At 65.8% G+C, this 19,630-nt stretch carries 21 protein-coding genes; 11 read left to right on the top strand and 10 right to left on the bottom strand.

Translation table 11 applies throughout. From position 1 onward, the window contains the following. The first annotated feature begins 343 nt into the window (after positions 1–343). Positions 344–1,387 (top strand): polysaccharide deacetylase family protein, encoded by a 1,044-nt coding sequence (locus ACREBX_RS04465; RefSeq protein WP_431560549.1) that lies wholly within the window; start codon positions 344–346, stop codon positions 1,385–1,387. On the opposite strand, the gene zapE is transcribed toward ACREBX_RS04465, so the two are convergent. From zapE to ACREBX_RS04450, 3 genes are read right to left on the bottom strand one after another with little or no spacing between them, the layout of a single operon-like run. After that, positions 1,340–2,479 carry a cell division protein ZapE gene (zapE, locus tag ACREBX_RS04460; protein WP_431560548.1) on the bottom strand — a complete coding sequence of 380 codons (1,140 nt, stop codon included), beginning with the start codon at positions 2,477–2,479 and terminating at the stop codon, positions 1,340–1,342. The genes ACREBX_RS04465 and zapE overlap by 48 nt on opposite strands. Next, positions 2,476–2,967: a PaaI family thioesterase gene (locus ACREBX_RS04455; protein WP_431560547.1), complete on the bottom strand. Its 492-nt coding sequence runs from the start codon at positions 2,965–2,967 to the stop codon at positions 2,476–2,478. The genes zapE and ACREBX_RS04455 overlap by 4 nt, the downstream gene beginning before the upstream one ends. Next, complete coding sequence (locus tag ACREBX_RS04450; protein ID WP_431560546.1) at positions 2,964–3,746, bottom strand: succinate dehydrogenase iron-sulfur subunit; 783 nt, start codon at positions 3,744–3,746, stop codon at positions 2,964–2,966. Before ACREBX_RS04450 ends, ACREBX_RS04455 begins: the two co-directional genes overlap by 4 nt. Positions 3,747–3,874: 128 nt before the next feature. On the opposite strand from ACREBX_RS04450, the gene ACREBX_RS04445 reads away from it, so the two are divergent. From ACREBX_RS04445 to ACREBX_RS04425, 5 genes are read left to right on the top strand one after another with little or no spacing between them, the layout of a single operon-like run. Next, the gene (locus tag ACREBX_RS04445; RefSeq protein WP_431560545.1) at positions 3,875–5,419 is read left to right on the top strand and encodes a lipopolysaccharide biosynthesis protein; all 1,545 of its coding nucleotides are present in this window, start codon (positions 3,875–3,877) and stop codon (positions 5,417–5,419) included. Positions 5,420–5,424: 5 nt separating this feature from the next. Then, complete coding sequence (locus ACREBX_RS04440; RefSeq protein ID WP_431560544.1) at positions 5,425–6,123, top strand: HAD-IB family phosphatase; 699 nt, start codon at positions 5,425–5,427, stop codon at positions 6,121–6,123. Continuing rightward, positions 6,123–7,262 (top strand): hypothetical protein, encoded by a 1,140-nt coding sequence (locus ACREBX_RS04435; RefSeq protein WP_431560543.1) that lies wholly within the window; start codon positions 6,123–6,125, stop codon positions 7,260–7,262. The genes ACREBX_RS04440 and ACREBX_RS04435 overlap by 1 nt, the downstream gene beginning before the upstream one ends. Next, the gene (locus ACREBX_RS04430; protein WP_431560542.1) at positions 7,259–8,362 is read left to right on the top strand and encodes a CDP-alcohol phosphatidyltransferase family protein; all 1,104 of its coding nucleotides are present in this window, start codon (positions 7,259–7,261) and stop codon (positions 8,360–8,362) included. The genes ACREBX_RS04435 and ACREBX_RS04430 overlap by 4 nt, the downstream gene beginning before the upstream one ends. Further along, complete coding sequence (locus tag ACREBX_RS04425) at positions 8,359–8,787, top strand: HIT family protein (RefSeq protein WP_431560541.1); 429 nt, start codon at positions 8,359–8,361, stop codon at positions 8,785–8,787. The genes ACREBX_RS04430 and ACREBX_RS04425 overlap by 4 nt, the downstream gene beginning before the upstream one ends. Here the strand turns inward: ACREBX_RS04425 and ACREBX_RS04420 are convergent. The 3 genes from ACREBX_RS04420 to ACREBX_RS04410 are packed head-to-tail and all read right to left on the bottom strand — an operon-like array spanning position 8,775 to position 11,253. Then, on the bottom strand, positions 8,775–9,539 hold the full coding sequence (locus ACREBX_RS04420) for a sugar phosphate nucleotidyltransferase (protein WP_431560540.1): 765 nt from the start codon (positions 9,537–9,539) through the stop codon (positions 8,775–8,777). The two genes, ACREBX_RS04425 and ACREBX_RS04420, sit on opposite strands and share 13 nt — an antisense overlap. Next, a complete protein-coding gene (locus ACREBX_RS04415) occupies positions 9,536–10,330 on the bottom strand; it encodes a nucleotidyltransferase family protein (protein ID WP_431560539.1) in 795 nt (264 codons plus the stop codon). Before ACREBX_RS04415 ends, ACREBX_RS04420 begins: the two co-directional genes overlap by 4 nt. Beyond that, positions 10,327–11,253: an alpha/beta hydrolase gene (locus ACREBX_RS04410; RefSeq protein ID WP_431560538.1), complete on the bottom strand. Its 927-nt coding sequence runs from the start codon at positions 11,251–11,253 to the stop codon at positions 10,327–10,329. Before ACREBX_RS04410 ends, ACREBX_RS04415 begins: the two co-directional genes overlap by 4 nt. Before the next feature lie 244 nt (positions 11,254–11,497). On the opposite strand from ACREBX_RS04410, the gene ACREBX_RS04405 reads away from it, so the two are divergent. The 4 genes from ACREBX_RS04405 to ACREBX_RS04390 are packed head-to-tail and all read left to right on the top strand — an operon-like array spanning position 11,498 to position 15,366. Further along, positions 11,498–12,340, top strand: coding sequence for a diacylglycerol/lipid kinase family protein (locus ACREBX_RS04405; protein WP_431560537.1), 843 nt, complete (start codon positions 11,498–11,500; stop codon positions 12,338–12,340). Next, positions 12,337–13,185 carry a metallophosphoesterase family protein gene (locus ACREBX_RS04400; protein WP_431560536.1) on the top strand — a complete coding sequence of 283 codons (849 nt, stop codon included), beginning with the start codon at positions 12,337–12,339 and terminating at the stop codon, positions 13,183–13,185. Before ACREBX_RS04405 ends, ACREBX_RS04400 begins: the two co-directional genes overlap by 4 nt. A gap of 55 nt (positions 13,186–13,240) precedes the next feature. After that, positions 13,241–14,329, top strand: a complete 1,089-nt coding sequence (locus tag ACREBX_RS04395) for a hypothetical protein (protein WP_431560535.1) — start codon at positions 13,241–13,243, stop codon at positions 14,327–14,329. Further along, positions 14,326–15,366, top strand: coding sequence for a phosphotransferase family protein (locus tag ACREBX_RS04390; RefSeq protein WP_431560534.1), 1,041 nt, complete (start codon positions 14,326–14,328; stop codon positions 15,364–15,366). Before ACREBX_RS04395 ends, ACREBX_RS04390 begins: the two co-directional genes overlap by 4 nt. A 98-nt stretch (positions 15,367–15,464) precedes the next feature. Here ACREBX_RS04390 and rpsI read toward each other — a convergent pair whose 3' ends face one another. From rpsI to ACREBX_RS04370, 4 genes are all read right to left on the bottom strand, one after another. Next, on the bottom strand, positions 15,465–15,962 hold the full coding sequence (gene rpsI, locus ACREBX_RS04385; protein WP_431560533.1) for a 30S ribosomal protein S9: 498 nt from the start codon (positions 15,960–15,962) through the stop codon (positions 15,465–15,467). Next, complete coding sequence (rplM, locus tag ACREBX_RS04380; RefSeq protein ID WP_431560630.1) at positions 15,962–16,441, bottom strand: 50S ribosomal protein L13; 480 nt, start codon at positions 16,439–16,441, stop codon at positions 15,962–15,964. The genes rpsI and rplM overlap by 1 nt, the downstream gene beginning before the upstream one ends. A 180-nt stretch (positions 16,442–16,621) precedes the next feature. Then, the gene (locus ACREBX_RS04375; RefSeq protein ID WP_431560532.1) at positions 16,622–17,431 is read right to left on the bottom strand and encodes a hypothetical protein; all 810 of its coding nucleotides are present in this window, start codon (positions 17,429–17,431) and stop codon (positions 16,622–16,624) included. Continuing rightward, positions 17,428–18,477, bottom strand: a complete 1,050-nt coding sequence (locus tag ACREBX_RS04370; protein WP_431560531.1) for a COX15/CtaA family protein — start codon at positions 18,475–18,477, stop codon at positions 17,428–17,430. The genes ACREBX_RS04375 and ACREBX_RS04370 overlap by 4 nt, the downstream gene beginning before the upstream one ends. Before the next feature lie 104 nt (positions 18,478–18,581). Between ACREBX_RS04370 and ACREBX_RS04365 the strand changes: the two genes are divergently transcribed. Continuing rightward, the gene (locus ACREBX_RS04365; protein WP_431560530.1) at positions 18,582–19,604 is read left to right on the top strand and encodes a M48 family metallopeptidase; all 1,023 of its coding nucleotides are present in this window, start codon (positions 18,582–18,584) and stop codon (positions 19,602–19,604) included. Positions 19,605–19,630: the final 26 nt, after the last annotated feature.

The raw sequence follows: 19,630 nt of genomic DNA, 5'->3' as shown, positions 1-19,630 counted from the left end.
AAGCTCCGCTCCGGTCCCAAGACTGGCGACGCCCCTACGCCGATTCCCTTAACGAAACAACCGCGAAAAGGACGAAAAACAGGCTTTCTTTGCTAATAGTTCGCAATAACTATAAGGCGCATTGCAAGTCTGCGCATTCACATGAGAATAAGGGCAAAGTGCGACAAGGATATGATGTTCCGGCGATGCTGACATCATCCTGTCCCGACGCGAAGCCGGATCTTTGGGCAGCTTGTCCCACCCCTGCGGCTATGTTAGCCCGACGAAAGCGTGGCGTGACAGACGGGTTATCCCGCAGGCGCCGGTTAACGCTCCCTTATCGCAGCACTGCTAGGCGCGAGGCGTGACCCGGGCAATCATCAGCTTCGACACCGAATTGTCGGCCGGCCTCTACCAGCGCGGTGCCGATGCGCGCGCCAATTTCGAAAGCTCGATCCTCGGCCGCTGCCGCGATGGCGATTTCGGCATCCATTTCCAGATGGACATGCTCGAACGCCACGGCCTGACCGGCGTCTTCTTCATCGATCCGATGCCCGCGCTGGTCTATGGCCCCGAGGTGATCGACGCGATCGTCCGGCCGGTCGTCGAGCGCGGGCACGAGGTGCAAGTCCATATCCACACCGAATGGCTCGCCTTCGCACGCTTCAACCCGGCCGGGCGGCTGACCGGACGCAACATCGGCGATTTCCCGCTCGCGGCGCAGAAGAAGCTGATCGCGCTGGCCCGCGACATTCTCGTGGGAGCAGGCGCACCGAAACCGACCGCCTTTCGCGCCGGCAATTTCGGCGCCAACGACGATACGCTACGCGCGCTCGCCGCCCTCGGCTTCCGCTTCGACAGCAGTTTCAACGGCGCGTATCAGGGCCATGGCTGCGACATCTCGCTCGACCCCGGCAACCTCGGCATGCGCATCCACCATGGCGTCTGCGAAGTGCCGGTTAGCGGGCTGATGGACCGCGCGAGCCGTTTCCGCCCGGCGCAGCTTTGCGCGATGTCCGAAGAGGAAATGCGCGACGCGCTGGACCATAGTGCCGCGAGCGGCGCGATCCAGTTTTCCGCCTTCAGCCACAGCTTCGAACTTCTGAGCCGCGATCGCGAGGTCCCCAACGGCCTCGCAATCTCACGGATGGAGGCGCTATGCCGCGCGGTCGCAGACGACACGCGCGTAACCAGCGGCGGATTTGCGACTTTACCCGGCCCCCCCGAGCGCCCGGCGCGGATCGGGGTCGCGGCGCCCAAACCGCTGCGCACGCTGCGCCGCACGATCGAGCAGGCGTACGGCCATCTGGCGCACGAGGTGCGCTATGTCCGCGACCTGATTACGGTGACGGTCAATTCGTCACGCTGGGGAAAGATTGCCAGCGGCGTCGTCCTGGCCATGGCCTAGATCGAGATAATCGTCCGACTGCATTTCGGCGAGGCGGCTCGCCGTCCGCTCGAATTCGAACGCCCCGTCGCCCGCGATATAGAGCTGGTCGGGCATCGCCGCCGCGCTCGCCAGCAGCTTGACCTTATATTCGTAGAGCGCGTCGATCAGCGTGACGAAACGCGCCGCCTCGTTGCGGTTCTCGGGTCCCATGCGCGGGATGCCGACGACGATGACGGTGTGGAAATGCCGCGCGACAGCCAGATAGTCCGATGCGCCCCGCGCCTCGCCGCACAAGCGTTTGAACGAAAAGACCGCGACACCCTTCAACGCCTTGGGCACATGGAGCGTCCGCCCGCCGCCGACGTCGAGTTCTAGCGTGGGGACGTGCGCGCGATCCTCGGGCGGATAGTCGGTCAGGCGGAAGAAGGCCGCCGACAGCGCCGCGCTCGCCGCATCGTCGGCAGGAACGAACCAGCGCGCGCCGTCGCCGAGCCGGTCGCGGCGATAGTCGGTCGGGCCGTTGAGCCCCATCACGTCGAGCCGTTCCCCGACGAGCGCGATGAAGGGCAGGAAATGCTCGCGGTTGAGCCCGTCCTTGTAGAGATCCTTCGGCGGGCGGTTCGAGGTTGCGACCATCGTTACCCCGCGGTCGATCAGCGCGGTGAACAGGCGCGAGAGGATCATCGCATCGGCGCTGTTGTTCACGACCATCTCGTCGAACGCGAGGCAGCGCGTATTTTCGGCGATAGCATCGGCGACGAGCGGGATGGGGTCGCCTGTCTCGTTCTTCCTGACCTCGCGCATCCGCGCGTGGACATCGAGCATGAAGGCGTGAAAATGGACGCGGCGCTTCCGTTGGATGGCGAGCTGGTCATAGAACAGATCCATCAGCATCGACTTGCCGCGCCCGACCGCGCCCCACAGATAGACGCCGCGCAGCGCCTCGGGCTTGCGGCCAGCGAGGCGCCAGAGCAGGCTGCCGCGCTTCGGCACGGCTTCGAGTTCGGCCTGCAGCTGGTTCAGCCGTTCGGCGGCGGCGCGCTGCTCGGGATCGGGGCGAAGCTCGCCCGCCGCGACGAGCACGTCATAGGCCGCAAGGACGGTGGTCACTTGGCGCTCGCCTTGCGGATCGTTCCGGCAAAGCTCAGCACGATATGGCTGTCGCCCTCGCCCTGCACGACGAGCCCGCGCAGGAAGATCAGGCGGCCGGTCTCGCGCACCAACTCGACGACAGCGTCCAATGGCTCGCCCACGCGCCCCGCACCCACGAACTGCGTCGACAGGTCGAGCGTCACCGAATGGCCGACATTGAGCGATCCAAACTGGTGCGACGCCGCGAACAGCGCGATGTCGACGAGCGCCAGCGTCACCGCGCCATGGACATTGTCGCCAAGATTGCTGTGCTTGCACTCGGGTATCATGCGCACCCGCGCACGGGGCCGACCGTCAGGAGTTGGCGATTCGACGCGGACCGTCAGCGGTTCGATGAAAGCGTTGAAGCGGCTGGGGTCCTTGAGGTTCCAGCTGACCCAACCATCCTCCAGCGTCTCCGCGCTGAAATGATCCCGGCGCTTCGGTTCCTCGATCCCGTCGTTCACACTTGCCTCTCGGCCTCGAGCTTCTTGATCTCGGCGATCGCGCGCGCGGGGCTGAGGCCCTTGGGGCACGCATTGGCGCAGTTCATGATCGTGTGGCAGCGATAGAGGCGGAAGGGGTCTTCGAGCTCGTCGAGCCGTTCACCGGTCATTTCGTCGCGGCTGTCGGCGAGCCAGCGATAAGCCTGAAGCAGGATCGCGGGGCCGAGGAACTTGTCGCTGTTCCACCAATAGCTCGGGCAGCTCGTCGAGCAGCAGGCGCACAGGATGCACTCGTATAGCCCATCGAGCTTTTCGCGCTCGGCGGGCGACTGCAGCCGCTCCTTGCCGCTCGGCGTCGTCGTCTTGGTCTTCAGCCAGGGCTCGATCGACGCATATTGCGCATAGAAATGGGTGAAGTCGGGGACGAGATCCTTGATCACGTCCATCGCCGGCAACGGGGTGATCGTGACGTCGCCCTTCAGATCTTCGATCGCGGTCGTGCAGGCGAGGCCATTCTTGCCGTTCATATTCATCGAACAACTGCCGCAAATGCCTTCGCGGCACGAACGACGGAAGGTCAGCGACGAATCCTGCTCGCTCTTCATCTTGATCAGCGCATCGAGCACCATCGGGCCGCATTTTTCGGTATCGATCTCGAACGTGTCGAACCGCGGATTCTGGCCGCTATCGGGGTCGTAGCGATAGACTTTGAACTTTTTCACCGCCGCGGCGCCTTCGGCCTTGTGGACCTTGCCCGTCTTTTGCGGGCGGCTGTTCTTGGGCAGGACAAATTGGGCCATATCGCGGGGTTCCCTATGCAATTGCGCGCTGCCTAGACCCGAAAGGCAGAGTCGACAAGAGGGTGAAGCGGGTCGACCGCGCGAAAGCCGCTGGCGGCGCGGCGGACGAGTCGCTAGGTGCGGCAACGATGAGCGAAGACGTCGCCCAACCCACCGTTACCAACCGCAGCGTCGCACGCGGGCTCGGTACGACCGTGCTGGCGCGGCTGGGCGCGGTGGTCGAGATCGTCGCGCAGCCGCTTTACGTCCTGATGTTCGGCCTCGCGGGCTATGGCCTTTATGCCGTGCTGTGGGCGGCGGTGAACCTGCTCGAAAATATCTTCGACCTAGGCATGACGAGCGCGATGCAGCGCACCGTCCCGCAATCGGCGGGCAATGCCGAGGCGGCGGCCGCGCTGCGTACCGCGATGATCTTTGGCGTCGGCCCATGCATCGTCGTCGCGGCGATCGTTGCATTTTTTGCCGCCGATCTCGGGCCGCTGCTCAATGTCGCGGATCGCGACCGCGAACTCGTCACCCCGGCGATCCGCATCTTCGTCTGGGCACTGCCGCTGTGGGCCTTTGTCGAGATCGCGACCTCGGCGCTGCGCGCGCGCATGGTGTTCGGCGCCGAAATCCGGTTGCGGATCGTCTGGGAACAGATGTTGCGGCTGGTGTTCGCGGGGCTGTTCTTCGCCGGCGGGCTCGGGCTCAAGGGGCTGTTCCTTGCCCATCTCTGCTCGCTCGCGATCACCGCGGCGCTCAGCGTGCGACTGCTCGCGCGCCACTATAGTTTCGCCGACCTGTGGCATGGCCCCTGGGTCACCGACACGACGCGCAACACCTTCTGGGCGGGGCTTTCGATCCTGCCGTCGAACATCATCACGCGGCTGTTCGGCGATGCGCCCGCACTGATCCTCAACATGATGCTTCCTGGCGCGGCGGGCGCCGCGGCGGCGGGCCTGTTCACGATTGCGCGCAAGCTGTCGAGCGTCGTCCAGCTGGTGCGCATCGCCTTCACCTACGTCATGGCCCCGCTCGCCGCGAGCGCCGAACGCGAGGACCGGCGGCAGGTCGCCGACATCTATGCCTATGCGACGCGGCTGATCTCGGCGATCGCGCTGCCGCTCGCCGCGGTGCTCGCCGCGGGCAGCGCGTCGCTGCTCGGGCTGTTCGGGCATCAGGCGCAGGCCGCCCAGGCCGCGCTCGTCATCCTGCTGTTCGCGCGCGCCGCCGAAGCCGTGCTCGGCATTTCATCACCCGTGCTGCAGGTCGTCGCAGCTTTCCGCCAGCAACTCACCGCCAGCATCTTCGGCGTTGCCGTCGCGATTGGCGCGGGCTGGCTGATCGTCGGCCATCTCGATCCGCTGACCGGGGTGACGCTGGCGACAGCGATCGGCCTTGTCGTGATGGCGGCGATCCCGACGCTCCAGCTCGCGGTGACCGAAAAGCTGCACCCCTTCGATGCGCAATTTCCCGCGGTCGCGCTGCGCGGCGTTGTGATCACCCTGGTAGCCGGCACGGCGGCGGTGTTCGCCGATCTGTTGCCCGACCCCATATCGCTGCCGCTGCTCGGGCTGATCGCCGTGGGCGCGATCTGGCTCGCGCTGCGCTTTGCCCTGCCGCTCGCCGACCGCGCCTCGCTCGGCAAGACGGCGCGTAAACTGCGCCTGATCGGACCGACCGAGGGATGAGCGAAATGGCTCCCGTCCGCGTCGCGATTTACGATCTCGATCGCACCGTGCTGCGCACGCCGACCTTCACGCTGTTCCTGCTGTGGGCGGCGTGGCGCGAGGCACCGTGGCGCCTGCTGCTGCTTCCGGCGCTCGCCGCGCTGATGATCGGCTATGCGCTGCGCCTCTATGGCCGCGACCGGTTCAAGCCCGCCGCTATCCGCCTGATGCTCGGCGCCCGCATCGCCCCTAAACGCGCCGAGGCGCTCGCCGCCGATTTCGCCGCGTGGCGCGTCCCGCGCGACGTCCCGCCGGGCGCGGCAGCGTGCATCGCGCGCGACCGCGCCGAGGGGTATCGCCTGCTGATGGCGTCCGCCGCGCCCGAATTCTATGCCGGTGCAATTGCCGCCGCGCTCGGCTTCGACGCCATCGTCGCCTCACGCCACCAGCGCGATGCCGCCGGAAACTGGCTGCCCATACTCGACGGGCAAAATTGCTATGGCGAGGAAAAGGCGAGACGCGTTGCCGAATGGCTTGCAGCCAATGCCAAGGACGGCGCCGTCCATATCCGCGCCTATTCGGACCATGTCAGCGACGCACCGACCTTTGCCCTCGCCAGCGAAGCCTGGCTGGTCGGGCGCGGCGACAAATTCGTCCGCCTCGCCGCAAGGCATGGCTGGCAAGCCGCCGATTTCGAGAATACCTCGGTGATTGAGACTCGTTGATGCGTATCCTGTTCCTGTTCGTCGGTGAGCCCCACCATGTCTTCCACGCGCTGCCCATCGCCGCTGAAATGGCGGCAGCGGGGCAGGCGGTCGAAGTTGCGGTTTCGAGCGCGGACCATCTGCGCGTGGTCGAACAGGTGACGCTTGCCTATCCGGGGTTCGCGCCAAAGATCACGCTGCTTGGTCAGAAGGGTTTTGCTCGCTGGCTCCGCGAAAAGGGGCTGTTTCGCCATCCACGTCTGCCGATCCTGCTCGATGCCCTGCCGTTCCTGCGCCAGTTCGACGCGATCGTCGTACCCGAGCGGACGACCACCGCGATCCGGTATTTCCTGCCGCGCAAAACGCGGTTGATCTTCACCCCGCACGGGGCGGGCGACCGCGCGATCATGCTCGACCCACGCGACCGGCATTTCGATTTCGTGCTCGTCGCGGGCGAGAAGAGCGAGCAGCGCCTACTCGATGCCGGGACGATCCGGCCGGGGCGTTATGCCGTCAACGGCTATGTAAAGCTCGACCTGATGCCGCGGCTGCAAGCGACGCGCGAACCGCTGTTCACGAACGGCCGGCCGACCATATTGTACGCGCCGCATTTCAGGCGGGACCTGTCGTCATGGGATCGGTTCGGGCGCGACATCATCGACCGGTTCGCGGCGCAGGACCGCTATAATCTCGTCGTCGCGCCGCACGTCCGGCTTTTCGCCGAGGCAAGCGATGCCGAGCGCGACGCGGTGACGGCGCTGGCGATTCCGGGCAAGATATTGATCGACCTGGCGTCCGACCGGCTGTTCGACATGAGTTATACCAGCGGCGCCGACATCTATCTCGGCGACGTCAGCAGCCAGGTGTATGAATTCCTCGGAACGCCGCGCCCATGCCTGTTCCTCAATGCGCACGGCGTCAATTGGCGGGGTGATCCCGACTATCTATTCTGGACGCTCGGCGACGTCGTGGACGACCTCGCGGCCCTACCCGCTAGGCTCGATCAAGCGGCCGCCCGCCATGCGCTTTATACCGACGCCCAGTGCGAAAGGCTGGCGGAATCGATCGGCGGTAACCCGGCGGGCGCGGCGCAGCGCGGCGCCGAAGCAATCCTGCGCTTCCTTGCAATGGACGCCGGGCAGGATAAGAGCGGCGGATGACCGAAGCGAAATCCCTGCCCGTCCTGACGCCGATCGGCGAAAACTCGACTCTGCTCTGGGGCATGTCCAATGCCGAACGGTTGCGGCGGCTGGCGCGCGCCGAAGGCTTGCCCGAAAGTGCGGCCCCTTCTGGCGCGCAGCTATACGTCAATCTCGACTATGTCTTCGATCCGGTATGGCTGCGGCACATCCTGACGCTGCCCGGTGCGGTGGTGATGGATGGCAGCGACCTTGTGATGGCGCATCTGACCGGCGGCATGCGCGCCGAGGAGATCGCGCAGCATCGCGATACGCTCACCATCATCGACTATCGCGACAATCCGCAAATCTATAACCGCCAGCTGCGCAAGCTCGACTGCCCGTTCATCCAGCGGCTGACGCCCGAAACACGGCGCGAGATCGAGCGGAAGAGCTATTTCGGCGCCTATAAGGGCGTCACCGACGCGCTGACCAAATATCTGTGGCCCGAGCTCGCGCTGTGGCTGACGCGCGGCGCCGCGAGCATCGGCATGACGCCCAATATGGTCACCGCGATCGGCGCGGCGCTGTGCATCTATGCGACCTATCTCTTCGCCTACGGCCATTACTGGGCGGGCATGCTTGCGGGCTTCATCTTCATGGTGCTCGACACCGTCGACGGAAAGCTGGCGCGCTGCACGATCACCTCGTCCAAATGGGGCAATGTCGCCGACCATGGCGTCGACCTGGTCCACCCGCCCTTCTGGTGGTATTTCTGGGGCGTCGGGCTCGGCAGCTGGGGCCTCGCACTATCCAATCAGGCGTTCATCCTGGTCATGGTTGCGGTCGTCGCGGGCTATATCCTCCAGCGCGTGATCGAGGGACTGTTCATCAAGGATTTCGGCATGGACATCCACGTCTGGCAGAAATTCGACAGCGATTTCCGGCTGGTCACCGCGCGCCGCAATCCAAACTTCGCCATCCTCTTTTTCGCAACGCTCGCGGGGCGCCCCGACATCGGCCTGATTGCATTGGCATGGTGGACCGTGATCTCGCTGATCGTCCATGCGGTGCGGCTGGTGCAAGCCTATGCGGTGAAGCGCGCAGGCCGCCCGATCGTAAGCTGGATGGAAGAAGCATGAACGAGACCATCGAAAAATTCGGCTATCCGGCGACGCTGATCGCCGAATATGACCATTGGGTCCTGCTGCTCCGTCCCGCCCAGCCGACGCTCGGCGCTCTGGTGCTGGCAGCGAAATCCGACGCGCCCGCGTTCGGCGACCTGCCCGCCGAAGCCCATGCCGAACTCAAGACTGCAACCGCCGCGATCGAGGCCGCGCTGACGCAGGCGGTCGGCTATACGAAGATCAACTATCTGATGCTGATGATGGTCGACCCGCACGTCCATTTCCATGTGCTGCCGCGCTATGACGGCGAACGTTCGGGCGCAGGCTTGACGGTCCCCGACGCAGGCTGGCCGGCGCAGCCCGACCTCGGGCAAGCGGTAAAGCTCGACGAAGCTCAGGTCGCGGCGCTCACCGACTGGCTCAAACCCTATTTCGCGTAGCGGCCTTCTTCGGCCCATTTCGCGGTAAGCGTATCGGCGGCTTCGACATCCTGCGGGAAGTCGACTTCCTGCCATTCGAGCCCTTCGATCGACACGGTGCCGACGCGGTTGCCCTTGGCGATGATGTCGATCGCGCGCAGATACCAGCGCTCGACCCCGTCGGGAGTGCGCATCATCTGGTCGACCTGGTTGCGGAAGATCGATGGGCCGTCGCCGACGAACGCCAGCATGCCGATCGACTCCGCATTGGTGTCGGGGGGCAGCAGCCGCTTGCCGATGTGATGCAGGCGCCCCTCGGCGTCGCGGTTCACCTTCATATCGTCGTCGTCATAGTCGGCCTTGACGTCGACGGTGACATTGATCGGTTCGTTCGCACCCGCGATCAGCTTCGCGACGATCTCGTCCGAAATGATGGTGTCGCCGTTGAGGATGATGAAATCGCGGTCCATCTCCTCGCGCGCGATCCAGCAGGTGCCGAGATTGTCGGCGACCTGGAAGAAGGGATTGAACAACGTCCGAATGCGCGCGCCGGTGTCGCGGTAGAGCTGGAGCGCATGATCCTCGACGCGTTCGGTGCGAAAGCCCGTGACGACGACGATGTCCTTGATCCCGTTCGCGACGAGCGCAGCGACCTGCCAGCTGATGAGGCTGCGGCCGTTGAACTCGATCAGGCATTTGGGAATGTCGCGGGTCAGCGGCAGGAGGCGCGAGCCCTGCCCGGCCGACAGGATGATGGCTTTGTCGATTGTCATAGGGGTTGCCCTATAGCCGCTTCCCGCCGCGCGGCAAATATCGCTTCGATCAGTTCGATGTCGGCGGGCTTGTCGGCATCGATGCACGCCTCGGGCTCCGACATCGGGACGACCTTCGCCTTCAACCCAAAACGCAGCCCGGCGCGCGCGACGCCCTGCTGGATCGTGAAGAGGCGAAGCAGCGCGCCAATGAGCAGCCATGGGCCGAAAGCCGCAATGATTTTGAGCCCCTTCTTGCGGTCGCGTTCGATGCGGCCCCAGAAATCGAGCAAAGGCAGCACGCGGCGCCCGCGCAGGCGGAACATGTTCGCCCCCGACCACCAGCCGCCGCGGAATTTCAGCCAGGTGCGCTTCGACTGCGGATAGCGCGCGAGCAGCACGTCGCGCTCGACCATCGCGACCGCGACGTCGCTTTCCTCGGCCCCGGCCAGGAATTCGGCGATCATCGTGGCGGTCAGCAGAACATTGTCGGCAGTGGTGACGAGCAAAGGATCGTCGCCCGGTGGCAAGGCGGCGGCGAGCGAGCTGCTGATCCCCTGCCCCGAATCCGCGAAATGCAGGTCGGCGAGCCCAGCCAACCCCGGCTCGACCGCGAGTTCGGCGCTGTCCTGCGCCAGGATCGTGATCGCGCCGACTTCGGGCGAAGCGCGCAGCGCCTTCACGACATGGACGAGCATCGCTTGTCCCGCGATCGGTAGCAACGCCTTGGTCGAAACCCCGCTGCCGGTCAGCAGCGGATCGGGGCCGGGCCGACTGCCCGCGAGGACGATCGCCGGGATCGGGGCGCTCACTTCGCGGCCTCGGCTGTGGGCGTAATACGCCGCGCCGTGACGCCGCGCAGGAAATCGGTCGCTTCGTCGAGCACCGGCCCCCTGCCCTGGAACGGCGCGGCGAGCGCCATCACGATGCCGGTATGCCCCATGCCCGGATAGATGCGGAGCGTCACCGGGCCGCCCGCCTTCTCGATCGCGGCGGCGAGGTTCTGGCTGTTGCGCGGGCGCACCGTGTCGTCCTCGTCGCCGGTCGCGAGCCACAAGGGCGGCGCGTCGCCGCGCGCGAAATGGATCGGCTGGGTTTTCTCGATCGGCTTGACCTTGCCCATCGCCTTGTCGCCGCGGCCGCCCTTTTCGAGCGGGAGGAAGTCATAAGGGCCCGCGAGGCCCGCGACGCCGCGGATGATCGACGGATCGCTCTTCACCGCGCGCAGCCATTGGGGATCAAGCGCGAGCATCGCGGCATTATAGGCGCCCGCCGAATGGCCCATCAGCGCGATCCGGTCGGGGTCGCCGCCGAGCTTGGCGATATGTTCGTGCGTCCATGCGACCGCCGCCGCGCTGTCCTCGATAAAGTCGGGCCAATACGCCTTGGGCACGAGGCGATAATCGGGGATCACGACGACGAAGCCCTGCCGCGCCAGCGCGCGTCCGACAAATCCGTAGCTGCCCCGCTCACCGCTATCCCAGCCGCCGCCATAGAAAAAGACGATCACCGGCAACTGGTCGTCGGCTTTGGCATTATCGGGCAACCAGATGTCGAGCGACTGGCGGGGACCGCGGCCATAGGGCTGATCGCCGAGCAGCAACCACACCCCGTCGCCCTGCCCCAGCAGCCGGTCGGCCATATTGAGCGACTTGGCGCCGCCAGCAACGATCATCTTGGCGCCGCCGCCGAACAGCAGCACGAGCAGCAGCAGCACGAAAAGGAATTTGATCAACCGTCGTCCTTTGGAAACCGACCCCGCCATCTTTCGCGCCCTACAGGGCGGCGGTGCGGCGAACAAGACGGCGCGGCAAGGTCTGCACCTCACTTTTTCGTCACCCCGGACTTGATCGGGGGCCATGAATAATAGCACGGGCGTGCGGGACAGGCGCAATGGTTCCCGGATCAAGTCCGGGATGACGAGAGAAAGAGAAAGAGCCGTTCGCTACCTTTTTCGCGCTCGCGCGTAGGACAGGACGATGACCAGCAATTTCTCGCGCCCCGCCCTTGTCTGCAACCTGCGTAGCGGCAGTTCCGACGAGACCCTCGTCGGCCGTTTGACCGAGATATGCCGCGCGGCGGGCGCACCGCTCGTCCGCACGGCCATCCTTCCTGACGAGGAGCTGCCTTCGGCGGCCACGCTGGAGGGCGACGGCGTCGACCTGCTGCTGGTCCTCAGCGGCGACGGCACACTCAACGCCGCCGCGAGCAAGCTCGAAACATGGGGCGGCGCAATGCTCCCGCTCCCCGGCGGAACGCTCAATCTGTTTCACAAGACGCTGCATGGCGATCGCGGTCCCGAGGATATTTTGCGGGACGCGCTCGTCGGCAAGGCGCGGAACGCCCATCCGCCGACGATCCTTTGCGACGCGGGGCGCGCTTATATCGGCGTGATCGCTGGGCCGACCACGGCATGGGCAGAGGTTCGCGAACAGTTCCGCTCGCTCAGTCTCAGCGGCCTTGCCGAAACCATCCCCGATGCGATCGATGCGACGCTTCACGGCGATGGTGTCCGCATCCGCGGTTCGGACCAGTCGTTCCAGGCGATCAACCTGACGCCAAAGTCCGACCGCATCCTTGCCGAAGGATTGATCACCGATAGCGCCGGCTCGATCCTCAGCCACGGGATCGCCTGGCTCGGCGGCGATTTTCGCGAAGGGCCGAGCGTCGACCTGTCCGAACGCCGCGCGGTGGTCATTGAAAGCAAAGGATCGATCGGCCTGCTCCTCGACGGCGAACCCGCCGAATTGCCGTCGGGCGCGACCTATCGCCTCGAATCCAGCCCGCTCGCGTTCCTCGCTACGGCACCTGCCAAGCCATGACGCGGCTGTTCCACATCAGCGACCTGCATTTCGGGCTCGAGGATCGCGCCGCGATCGCCTGGTTCCGCGAATGCGTGCGCCGCGAACAACCCGATGCGGTGCTGATCACCGGCGACCTCACGATGCGCGCGCGCAGCCGCGAATTTGCAGCGGCGTGCGACTGGATCGGCGCGCTCGACGTGCCGGTTACGGTCGAGGTCGGCAATCATGACCTCCCCTATTTCAACCCGTTCGAACGCTTTTTCGACCCCTATCGCCGCATCCGCGGGATCGAGGCGCTCGTCGAGCGCGAACTCGACCTGCCCGGCGTCGCAGTGGTGCCGCTCAAGACCACCGCGCGCGCGCAATGGCGGCTCGACTGGTCGAAGGGCTGGGTGACGCCCAAAGCGCTCACCAAGACACTCGCTGCAATCGATGCGCTGCCGCGCGGCTCGACGCTACTCGTCACCGCGCACCACCCGCTCGTCGAAGCAGGCACGCGCGGCCGCGCGCTGACCCGAGGCGGCGAACGGGCGCTGCGCGAACTGGCCAAGCGCGGCGTCGCGGCGGTGCTCACCGGCCATGTTCACGACGCCTTCGATCTCGTCGCTCAAACCGCATCCGGACCGATCCGCATGATCGGCGCGGGGACGCTGTCGCAGCGCATCCGCTCGACCCCGCCGAGCTTCAACGAGCTGCGGATCAAGGACGGCGACATCGCAGTCCGTGTTCGCAACGTCGGGGCGGTTCCGACCCCCGACATGCAGATCGACGACGTGCCGCCCGATGCATTGCCGCCGCGCGAACCGGGCGAACCCGTCGCACCGATCGACGCCGTGCCGCCGGTCGATCCGCCGGTGCATTGACGCCGCGCCGTATCCCGTTACGTTGCAAGAAAAAACGGAAATGGGATGAGAGACGATGCTGACCAAGGGCGACGATTTCCCGCTGCACCAGAGCGCCGAGCCGATTGCCTTCGCGGGCACCGACCGCAATTTCTATGATCGCTATTTCTTCAACGGCACTTCGCCCGACGGATCGGTCTTTTTCGCCGCGGCGATGGGTTTCTATCCGCAGTTGGGCATCGTAGATGCGGCTTTTTGCGTGTTGGTCGATGGCGTGCAGCATAATTTGCGCGCCAGCCGCCGATCGGGGGGCGAGCGGCTCGATCTGTCGGTGGGGCCGATCACGATCGAAATAGATGCGCCGCTCGAGCGGCTGACGTTGCGCATCGCCCCCAATGACGGTCCGCTTGCTGGCGAGCTGCATTTCACCGCACGCCATTTCCCGATCGAGGAGCCGCGCTTTACGCGCCGCAACGGCACGCGCCTGTTCATGGACTATACGCGCATGACGCAAAGCGGCTATTGGTCGGGGTGGCTCTCGGTCGATGGCGCGCGTGTCGATGTCGGTGCCGACTGGGCCGGAACGCGCGACCGTAGCTGGGGTATCCGTCCCGTCGGCGCCGCCGAGCCGCAACCGCCGCCGCAGGGCAATTTCCACCAATTCTTCTGGCTGTGGACGCCGTGCAATTTTGCCGACCGCTCGCTCTTCTTTCACAGCAACGACGACGGCGAGGGCGCACCATGGAACCGCCGCGCGGTGCTGGCCGGCACGAACGGCGGCGAGCGCCATTATGCCGACCCCGCTTTCACCGCCGAATGGCAGCCGGGCACGCGACGGCTCGCCAAACTGACCGCCGATTTCGACGGCAGCACGCGCCTGACATTGACCCCGAGCGGGCCGATTTTCGCGATGAGCGGCCTTGGCTACACCCATCCAGTCTGGGGCCATGGTTTCGACCATGGCGAACTCGAGATCGCGCACGACAGCCTGTCCGAAGCCGAGCGGATGTGGGGCAATCCGCTCGCGATGCATGTGCAGGCGCTCGTCCGCGCCGACCTCGCCGACGGCGACCGCCGCGACAGCGGTATCGGCGTGCTCGAACAATTGTTCGTCGGCCCGCACGCGCCGACGGGGCTCACCGGCCTGATGGATCCCGCACCGTGAGTTTTCCGACCTCGCCCGAGGCGATGCAACCGCAATGGCTCGGTGCCGTGCTCGGGCACCCGGACAGGCTGAAGGGTTTCGTCGCAGCCAAGGTGGGCACCGGGCAGATGTGCGACAGCTATCGCCTGACGCTCGACTGGCAGGACGGCATCGAAGCGCCCGCAACTGTCATCGCCAAATGCCCGAGCCACGACGAGGCGAGCCGCAATATCGCCAAGCTTACTGGCACCTATGTCAAGGAAATCAGCTGGTATCGCGAGCTTGCCGCGGCAAGCGACGTTCCCGCGCCGATATGCCATTATTGCGACATCGCCGACGATGACGTCGACTTTGTCCTGATCCTGTCGGACCTCGCTCCGGCACGGGCGGGCGACCAGCTTGCCGGTCTCGGCCTCTCCGGCCTGATCCCTTGCATCGAAGCGGCGGCAAAGCTTCACGGATATTTGTGGAACGACGCCCGGCTCGCGCAGATACCCTCGCTTGCACGCGACAATGCCGGGCTGATCCGCACCCTGTTCCCCCAGCTCTATATCGGTTTTCGCGAACGCTATGCGGCAAGGCTCGCGCCCGAAGTGCTCGACCTCGGCGCCGGGCTCGTTACAAAACTCGACGCCTATCTGGCGCGCGAGCCTTCGGTCCGGACGATCATCCATGGCGACCTGCGCGTCGACAATATCCTCTTCGCGCCGGACGGCGAAGCCTGCTGGATCGTCGACTGGCAGACGCTGGGGCGTGGCAGCGGCGCGGCCGACCTCGCCTATCTGGTCGGCACCAGCATCGCCGACCCCTTAGAACGCGCCGCCGCCGACCGGCCGGCGTTCGACCATTGGATCGCAGCATTGACCGCCGCGGGCGTTAAGCTCGATGCCGAAGCGCTGTGGACCGATTACCGCGTCGGGGCCTTGAGCGGCTATTTCATGGCGGTCTTCGCATCGATGAGCGTCGAACGCACGGCACGCGGCGACGAGATGTTCGCGGTGATGGCCGAACGACCGGCGCGTCAGGCGCTCGCGCTCGGGAGTCTCGACCTGCTCTAGCCGAGCGGGTGCCGCAACGGATCACCCCTTGCCCAACGGAAAAGGGCGGCCCGTTGCCGGACCGCCCTTCCCTTGTCCGTCCGTCGACGGAAAACTGATTAGCGCTTCGAGAACTGGAAGCTACGGCGAGCCTTGGCCTTGCCGTACTTCTTACGTTCGACCGTGCGGCTGTCGCGGGTCAGGAAGCCGGCCGTTTTCACAACACCGCGCAGCGCGGGTTCGAAACGGGTCAACGCCTGCGAGATACCGTGAAGCACGGCACCCGCCTGGCCCGACAGGCCACCACCCTTGACGGTTGCGATCACGTCATACTGGCCAACGCGCTCGGTCAGACCGAAGGGCTGGTTGATGACGAGACGCAGCGTCGGACGTGCGAAATAGACTTCCTGGTCGCGGCCGTTGACGGTGATCTTGCCCGTGCCGGGCTTGACCCACACGCGGGCAACGGCGTCCTTGCGGCGGCCGGTCGCATAGGCGCGGCCCTGCTTGTCGACGATCTTTTCGCGCAGCGGCGTGGTCGAGACCGGAGCAGCGACGGTGCCTTCGACAGCGCCGGCGAGATCCTTGAGATCGGTCATGGTCTGTTCGTCAGCCATTATGCACCCACCTTGTTCTTGCGGTTCATCGACGCGACGTCGATCACTTCGGGGCTCTGCCCTTCATGCGGATGTTCAGCACCGGCGAAGACGCGCAGGTTGCGCATCTGCTGGCGGCCGAGCGGGCCACGCGGGATCATGCGTTCGATGGCCTTTTCGAGCACGCGCTCGGGAAAACGGCCTTCGAGGATCTTCGCGGGGCTCGTTTCCTTGATGCCGCCGGCATAACCGGTGTGCTTGTAGTAACGCTTGTCCTGCAGCTTCTTGCCGGTGAACGCCACCTTCTCCGCATTGATGACGATGACATTGTCACCGCAATCGACGTGGGGGGTGAACGACGGCTTGTGCTTGCCGCGCAGGATGTTGGCGATAATCGAAGCAACGCGGCCCACAACGAGACCCTCGGCGTCGATCAGCACCCATTTCTTTTCGACCGTACCGGCATTTGCCGAAGCGGTCGTCTTGGTCAGCGCCTTCATCATGGCGACCTCCTTGACAGATAGGGACTAGGACGAGCAGCCATGCCGCCGCCCGAACAAACCGCGCCGCCTGATCCTCGAAGGGACGCAGCGGCGCTTCGGAGCGGGCCAATGGCGCCAACCGAGCGGAAAGTCAAGCATCGCGCGGCTTTCCTGACAGGTACTATAATACCTTCTCCTTTACGGAACAAGCTCCAGCGCACGGACCCGTTCTTCGACGAGGGTCCGTCCGTCGTCCTCGGCCTCGACGATCCAGCTCTGTCGCTGCTCGCGCATCACCAGCCCGGTGGCGGTGTCGATGGTCCACAGATTGTCGATTTCCAGCGGCTTGGCGGCGCCGGCGACGGGTGCGGAATCGCGCTCGACCTTGGCGATCGTCTGCAACGCGCCGTCGTGCATGATCGACACGCTCGCGCCGTCCGCCTGCGCAGAGACCGGAATGGCATTGTTTGCAGGCGCAATCAGCGCCCGTATATCGGCGGTCGCCAGCCGGTCGCGCTCGGCGGCGGGCAGCGCGGCAATCAACTGCGCCAGTTGCCGGGCTTCGGGCCGTCCCGCCTTGGCGCCCACCGCTTCTATCCGCGCGGTTACTCGCGCCCACAATCCTTCCGGATCGACAAGATCGATACGGCCGCCGTCGGGCGCGACGAGATAGACCATCGCTTCGCCCACCAGCGGATCGAGCATCAACGACAGCGCGCGAGTCACTTCGGGGCGGGCATCGGAATCGATCCGCTGCAGCACCGCCTCGAGCCGGTAACCGCGCCCGACACGCTGCCATTGCAGCGCATAGGTGAGCGAGAAGTTGATCAGCGATCCTTCGCGGCCGATCCGGCGCGTGGTCACGCGATAGGTCATCGGCCGGCCCACCGGGGGAGCGAACTGGAAATGCGCGGTCGTCGCGGCCGGAACATCGTCCGGCGCAGGGGACGGAAAAGGCTGCGCCACCAGCAGCAATAGCGCGCCGCCGAGGCTGCCGACCGGGATCATGCGGAGCGGCGACCCAGCCGGTGAAGCCCCGCCGCGGCGATCGCGACGAGGATCGCGCCGGTCACCTGATGCCACACGGCAACCCACATCGAAACGCCCGAGACGACGGTCCAGATGCCGAGCAGCATCTGCGCCGCGACGACCGCGACGAGCAGCCGCGCCTCGCTGCGCGCACCGCGCCGCGACAAGGTGCGCGCGAGGAGGAGCAACGCGATCGCCGCAATCCACGACCACCAGCGATGGAGGAAATGGATCAGGAAGGGATCGTTGGTGAGAGCAAGCCAGGCGCCGCCCGCCCAATCGATACCCTCGGGCACGAAATGATCGTTCATCAGCGGCCAACTGCTCGCGACATAGCCGGCGTTGAGCCCCGCGACCCACGCGCCGAGCAGCAGCTGGACGAAGAGGATCGCGATGACGCCCAGCGCAGATCCGGTCAGGCGCGCCGGGCGCGCGGCGGGATCGCGCGCCAGCCTGTCGAGGTCGCGCGCCGTCCACACCAGCCCGGCAAGCAGGAACAGCGCGGTCAGCAAATGGGTGGCGAGGCGGAAATGGCTGACGTCGGTGCGATATTCGAGCCCCGAGGCGACCATCCACCAGCCGATCGCGCCCTGCAATCCGACGAGCGCGGCGAGCGCGATCAGACGTGGGCCATAACCCGCCGGGATCGCGCGGCGCCAGGCGTACCAGGCGAGCGGTACGAGCAGCGCCATGCCGACAAGCCGGCCGAGGATGCGATGCAGCCATTCCCAAAAGAAGATCGCCTTGAACCCCGCCAGCGTCATGCCGAGGTTGATCTCCCTATATTCGGGGATCAGTTTGTACTTCTCGAATTCCGCGATCCATCCGGCCTCGCTCAGCGGCGGCAAGACGCCGGAAACGGGACGCCATTCGGTAATTGAAAGCCCCGATTCGGTGAGACGGGTGATACCGCCGACCCCGACCACGATGATCACGAGCAGTGCGACCGCCCAGAGCCAGCGCGCGAGCGCCGCGGGGTGGGGTTGGCGGGCGGCAGGCGCCGGCAAGACAGAGGCGTGCGTCATTGCCCGCCCTATCGGCGCTTGCCGGGCGATAGGCAAGAGGTCCGGAACCCCGGATAGGGGCGAAATTCATGGCCCCGACAGGTGCGACTTGATAGGGGGTGCCGATGCTGCGCCGCGCCCCGATGATCCTTGCCGCTCTGCTGGCGTCGATGGCGGCGCCCGTGCTGGCGGCGGCGCCCACCGGACAATCGCCCTATGCCGCATTGGCGTCGACCGAGGCGCGCGTCGCGGCCATCGGCTTCCGGTTGACGACCGCCAACGCCGCCTGGTGCCCGGTGCGCCAGCCGCAGTTCGGGTGGATATGGGGCGACCCGCGCCTCTACGCCGCCGACCGGCGCGCAGAGGCGCTCGCAGCTTACAGCGCCGAGGACCAGACTCATCCGTTCATTGCGGCGCTAGCCCCGCATTCGCCCGCCGCATCGGCGGGGATGAAAGTCGGAACACCGGTCACGGCGATAGCGGACGCGCCCGTCCCCGATGGAACCGGAGACCATCCCTTTGCACGCATCACCGCGATCGAAGGCAGCATGGCGGCACGACCGGTCGATGCCGCGATCGCACTGCATGTCGGCGCCGGACATATCGTCCAACTGACGCCGGTAGCAGGCTGCGTCAGCGACTTTCGGGTCGAGGCCAATGAAAAGCCGGGCGCCGTCGCCGACGGACGGATGGTCCTCGTCAACCAGGGCCTTGGCGATTTCGCCGCCGATGACGAGGAACTCGCAGCCGCAATCGCGCACGAACTGGCACATAATATCCTGCGTCACCGCGCGCGGCTCGATGCGGCGGGGGTAGATCGCGGTATCGGCAAACAATTCGGCCGCAATGCGCGCCTGTTCAAGCAGACCGAGGCCGAAGCCGATCGGCTGTCGGTGTGGCTGCTCGTCGGGGCGGGCTATGATCCGGCCGCGGCGGCGCGCTTCTGGTCGCGCTTCGGTCAGCGAAAGGGGCGACCGTTGTTCCAGGCCAGCACGCATCCGAACTGGCGCGACCGCGTCGCTTCGCTCGAAGCCGAAACATCGACGATCGCTTCGCTGCGCAAGGCGGGCCAGCCGCTGCACCCGCCACTCGTCGACGCCCCGCCGCCCTTGGACCCGCCGCCCTTGGACCCGCCGCCCTTGGAATAGCCTGGCACACATCCTATTTCGGGAGC

It is taken from the genome of Sphingopyxis sp., from assembly GCF_050725655.1.
Classification (GTDB): domain Bacteria; phylum Pseudomonadota; class Alphaproteobacteria; order Sphingomonadales; family Sphingomonadaceae; genus Sphingopyxis.
Note: the sequence above shows the minus strand (reverse complement) of the source record. Positions and strands in the feature narration are given on the sequence as shown.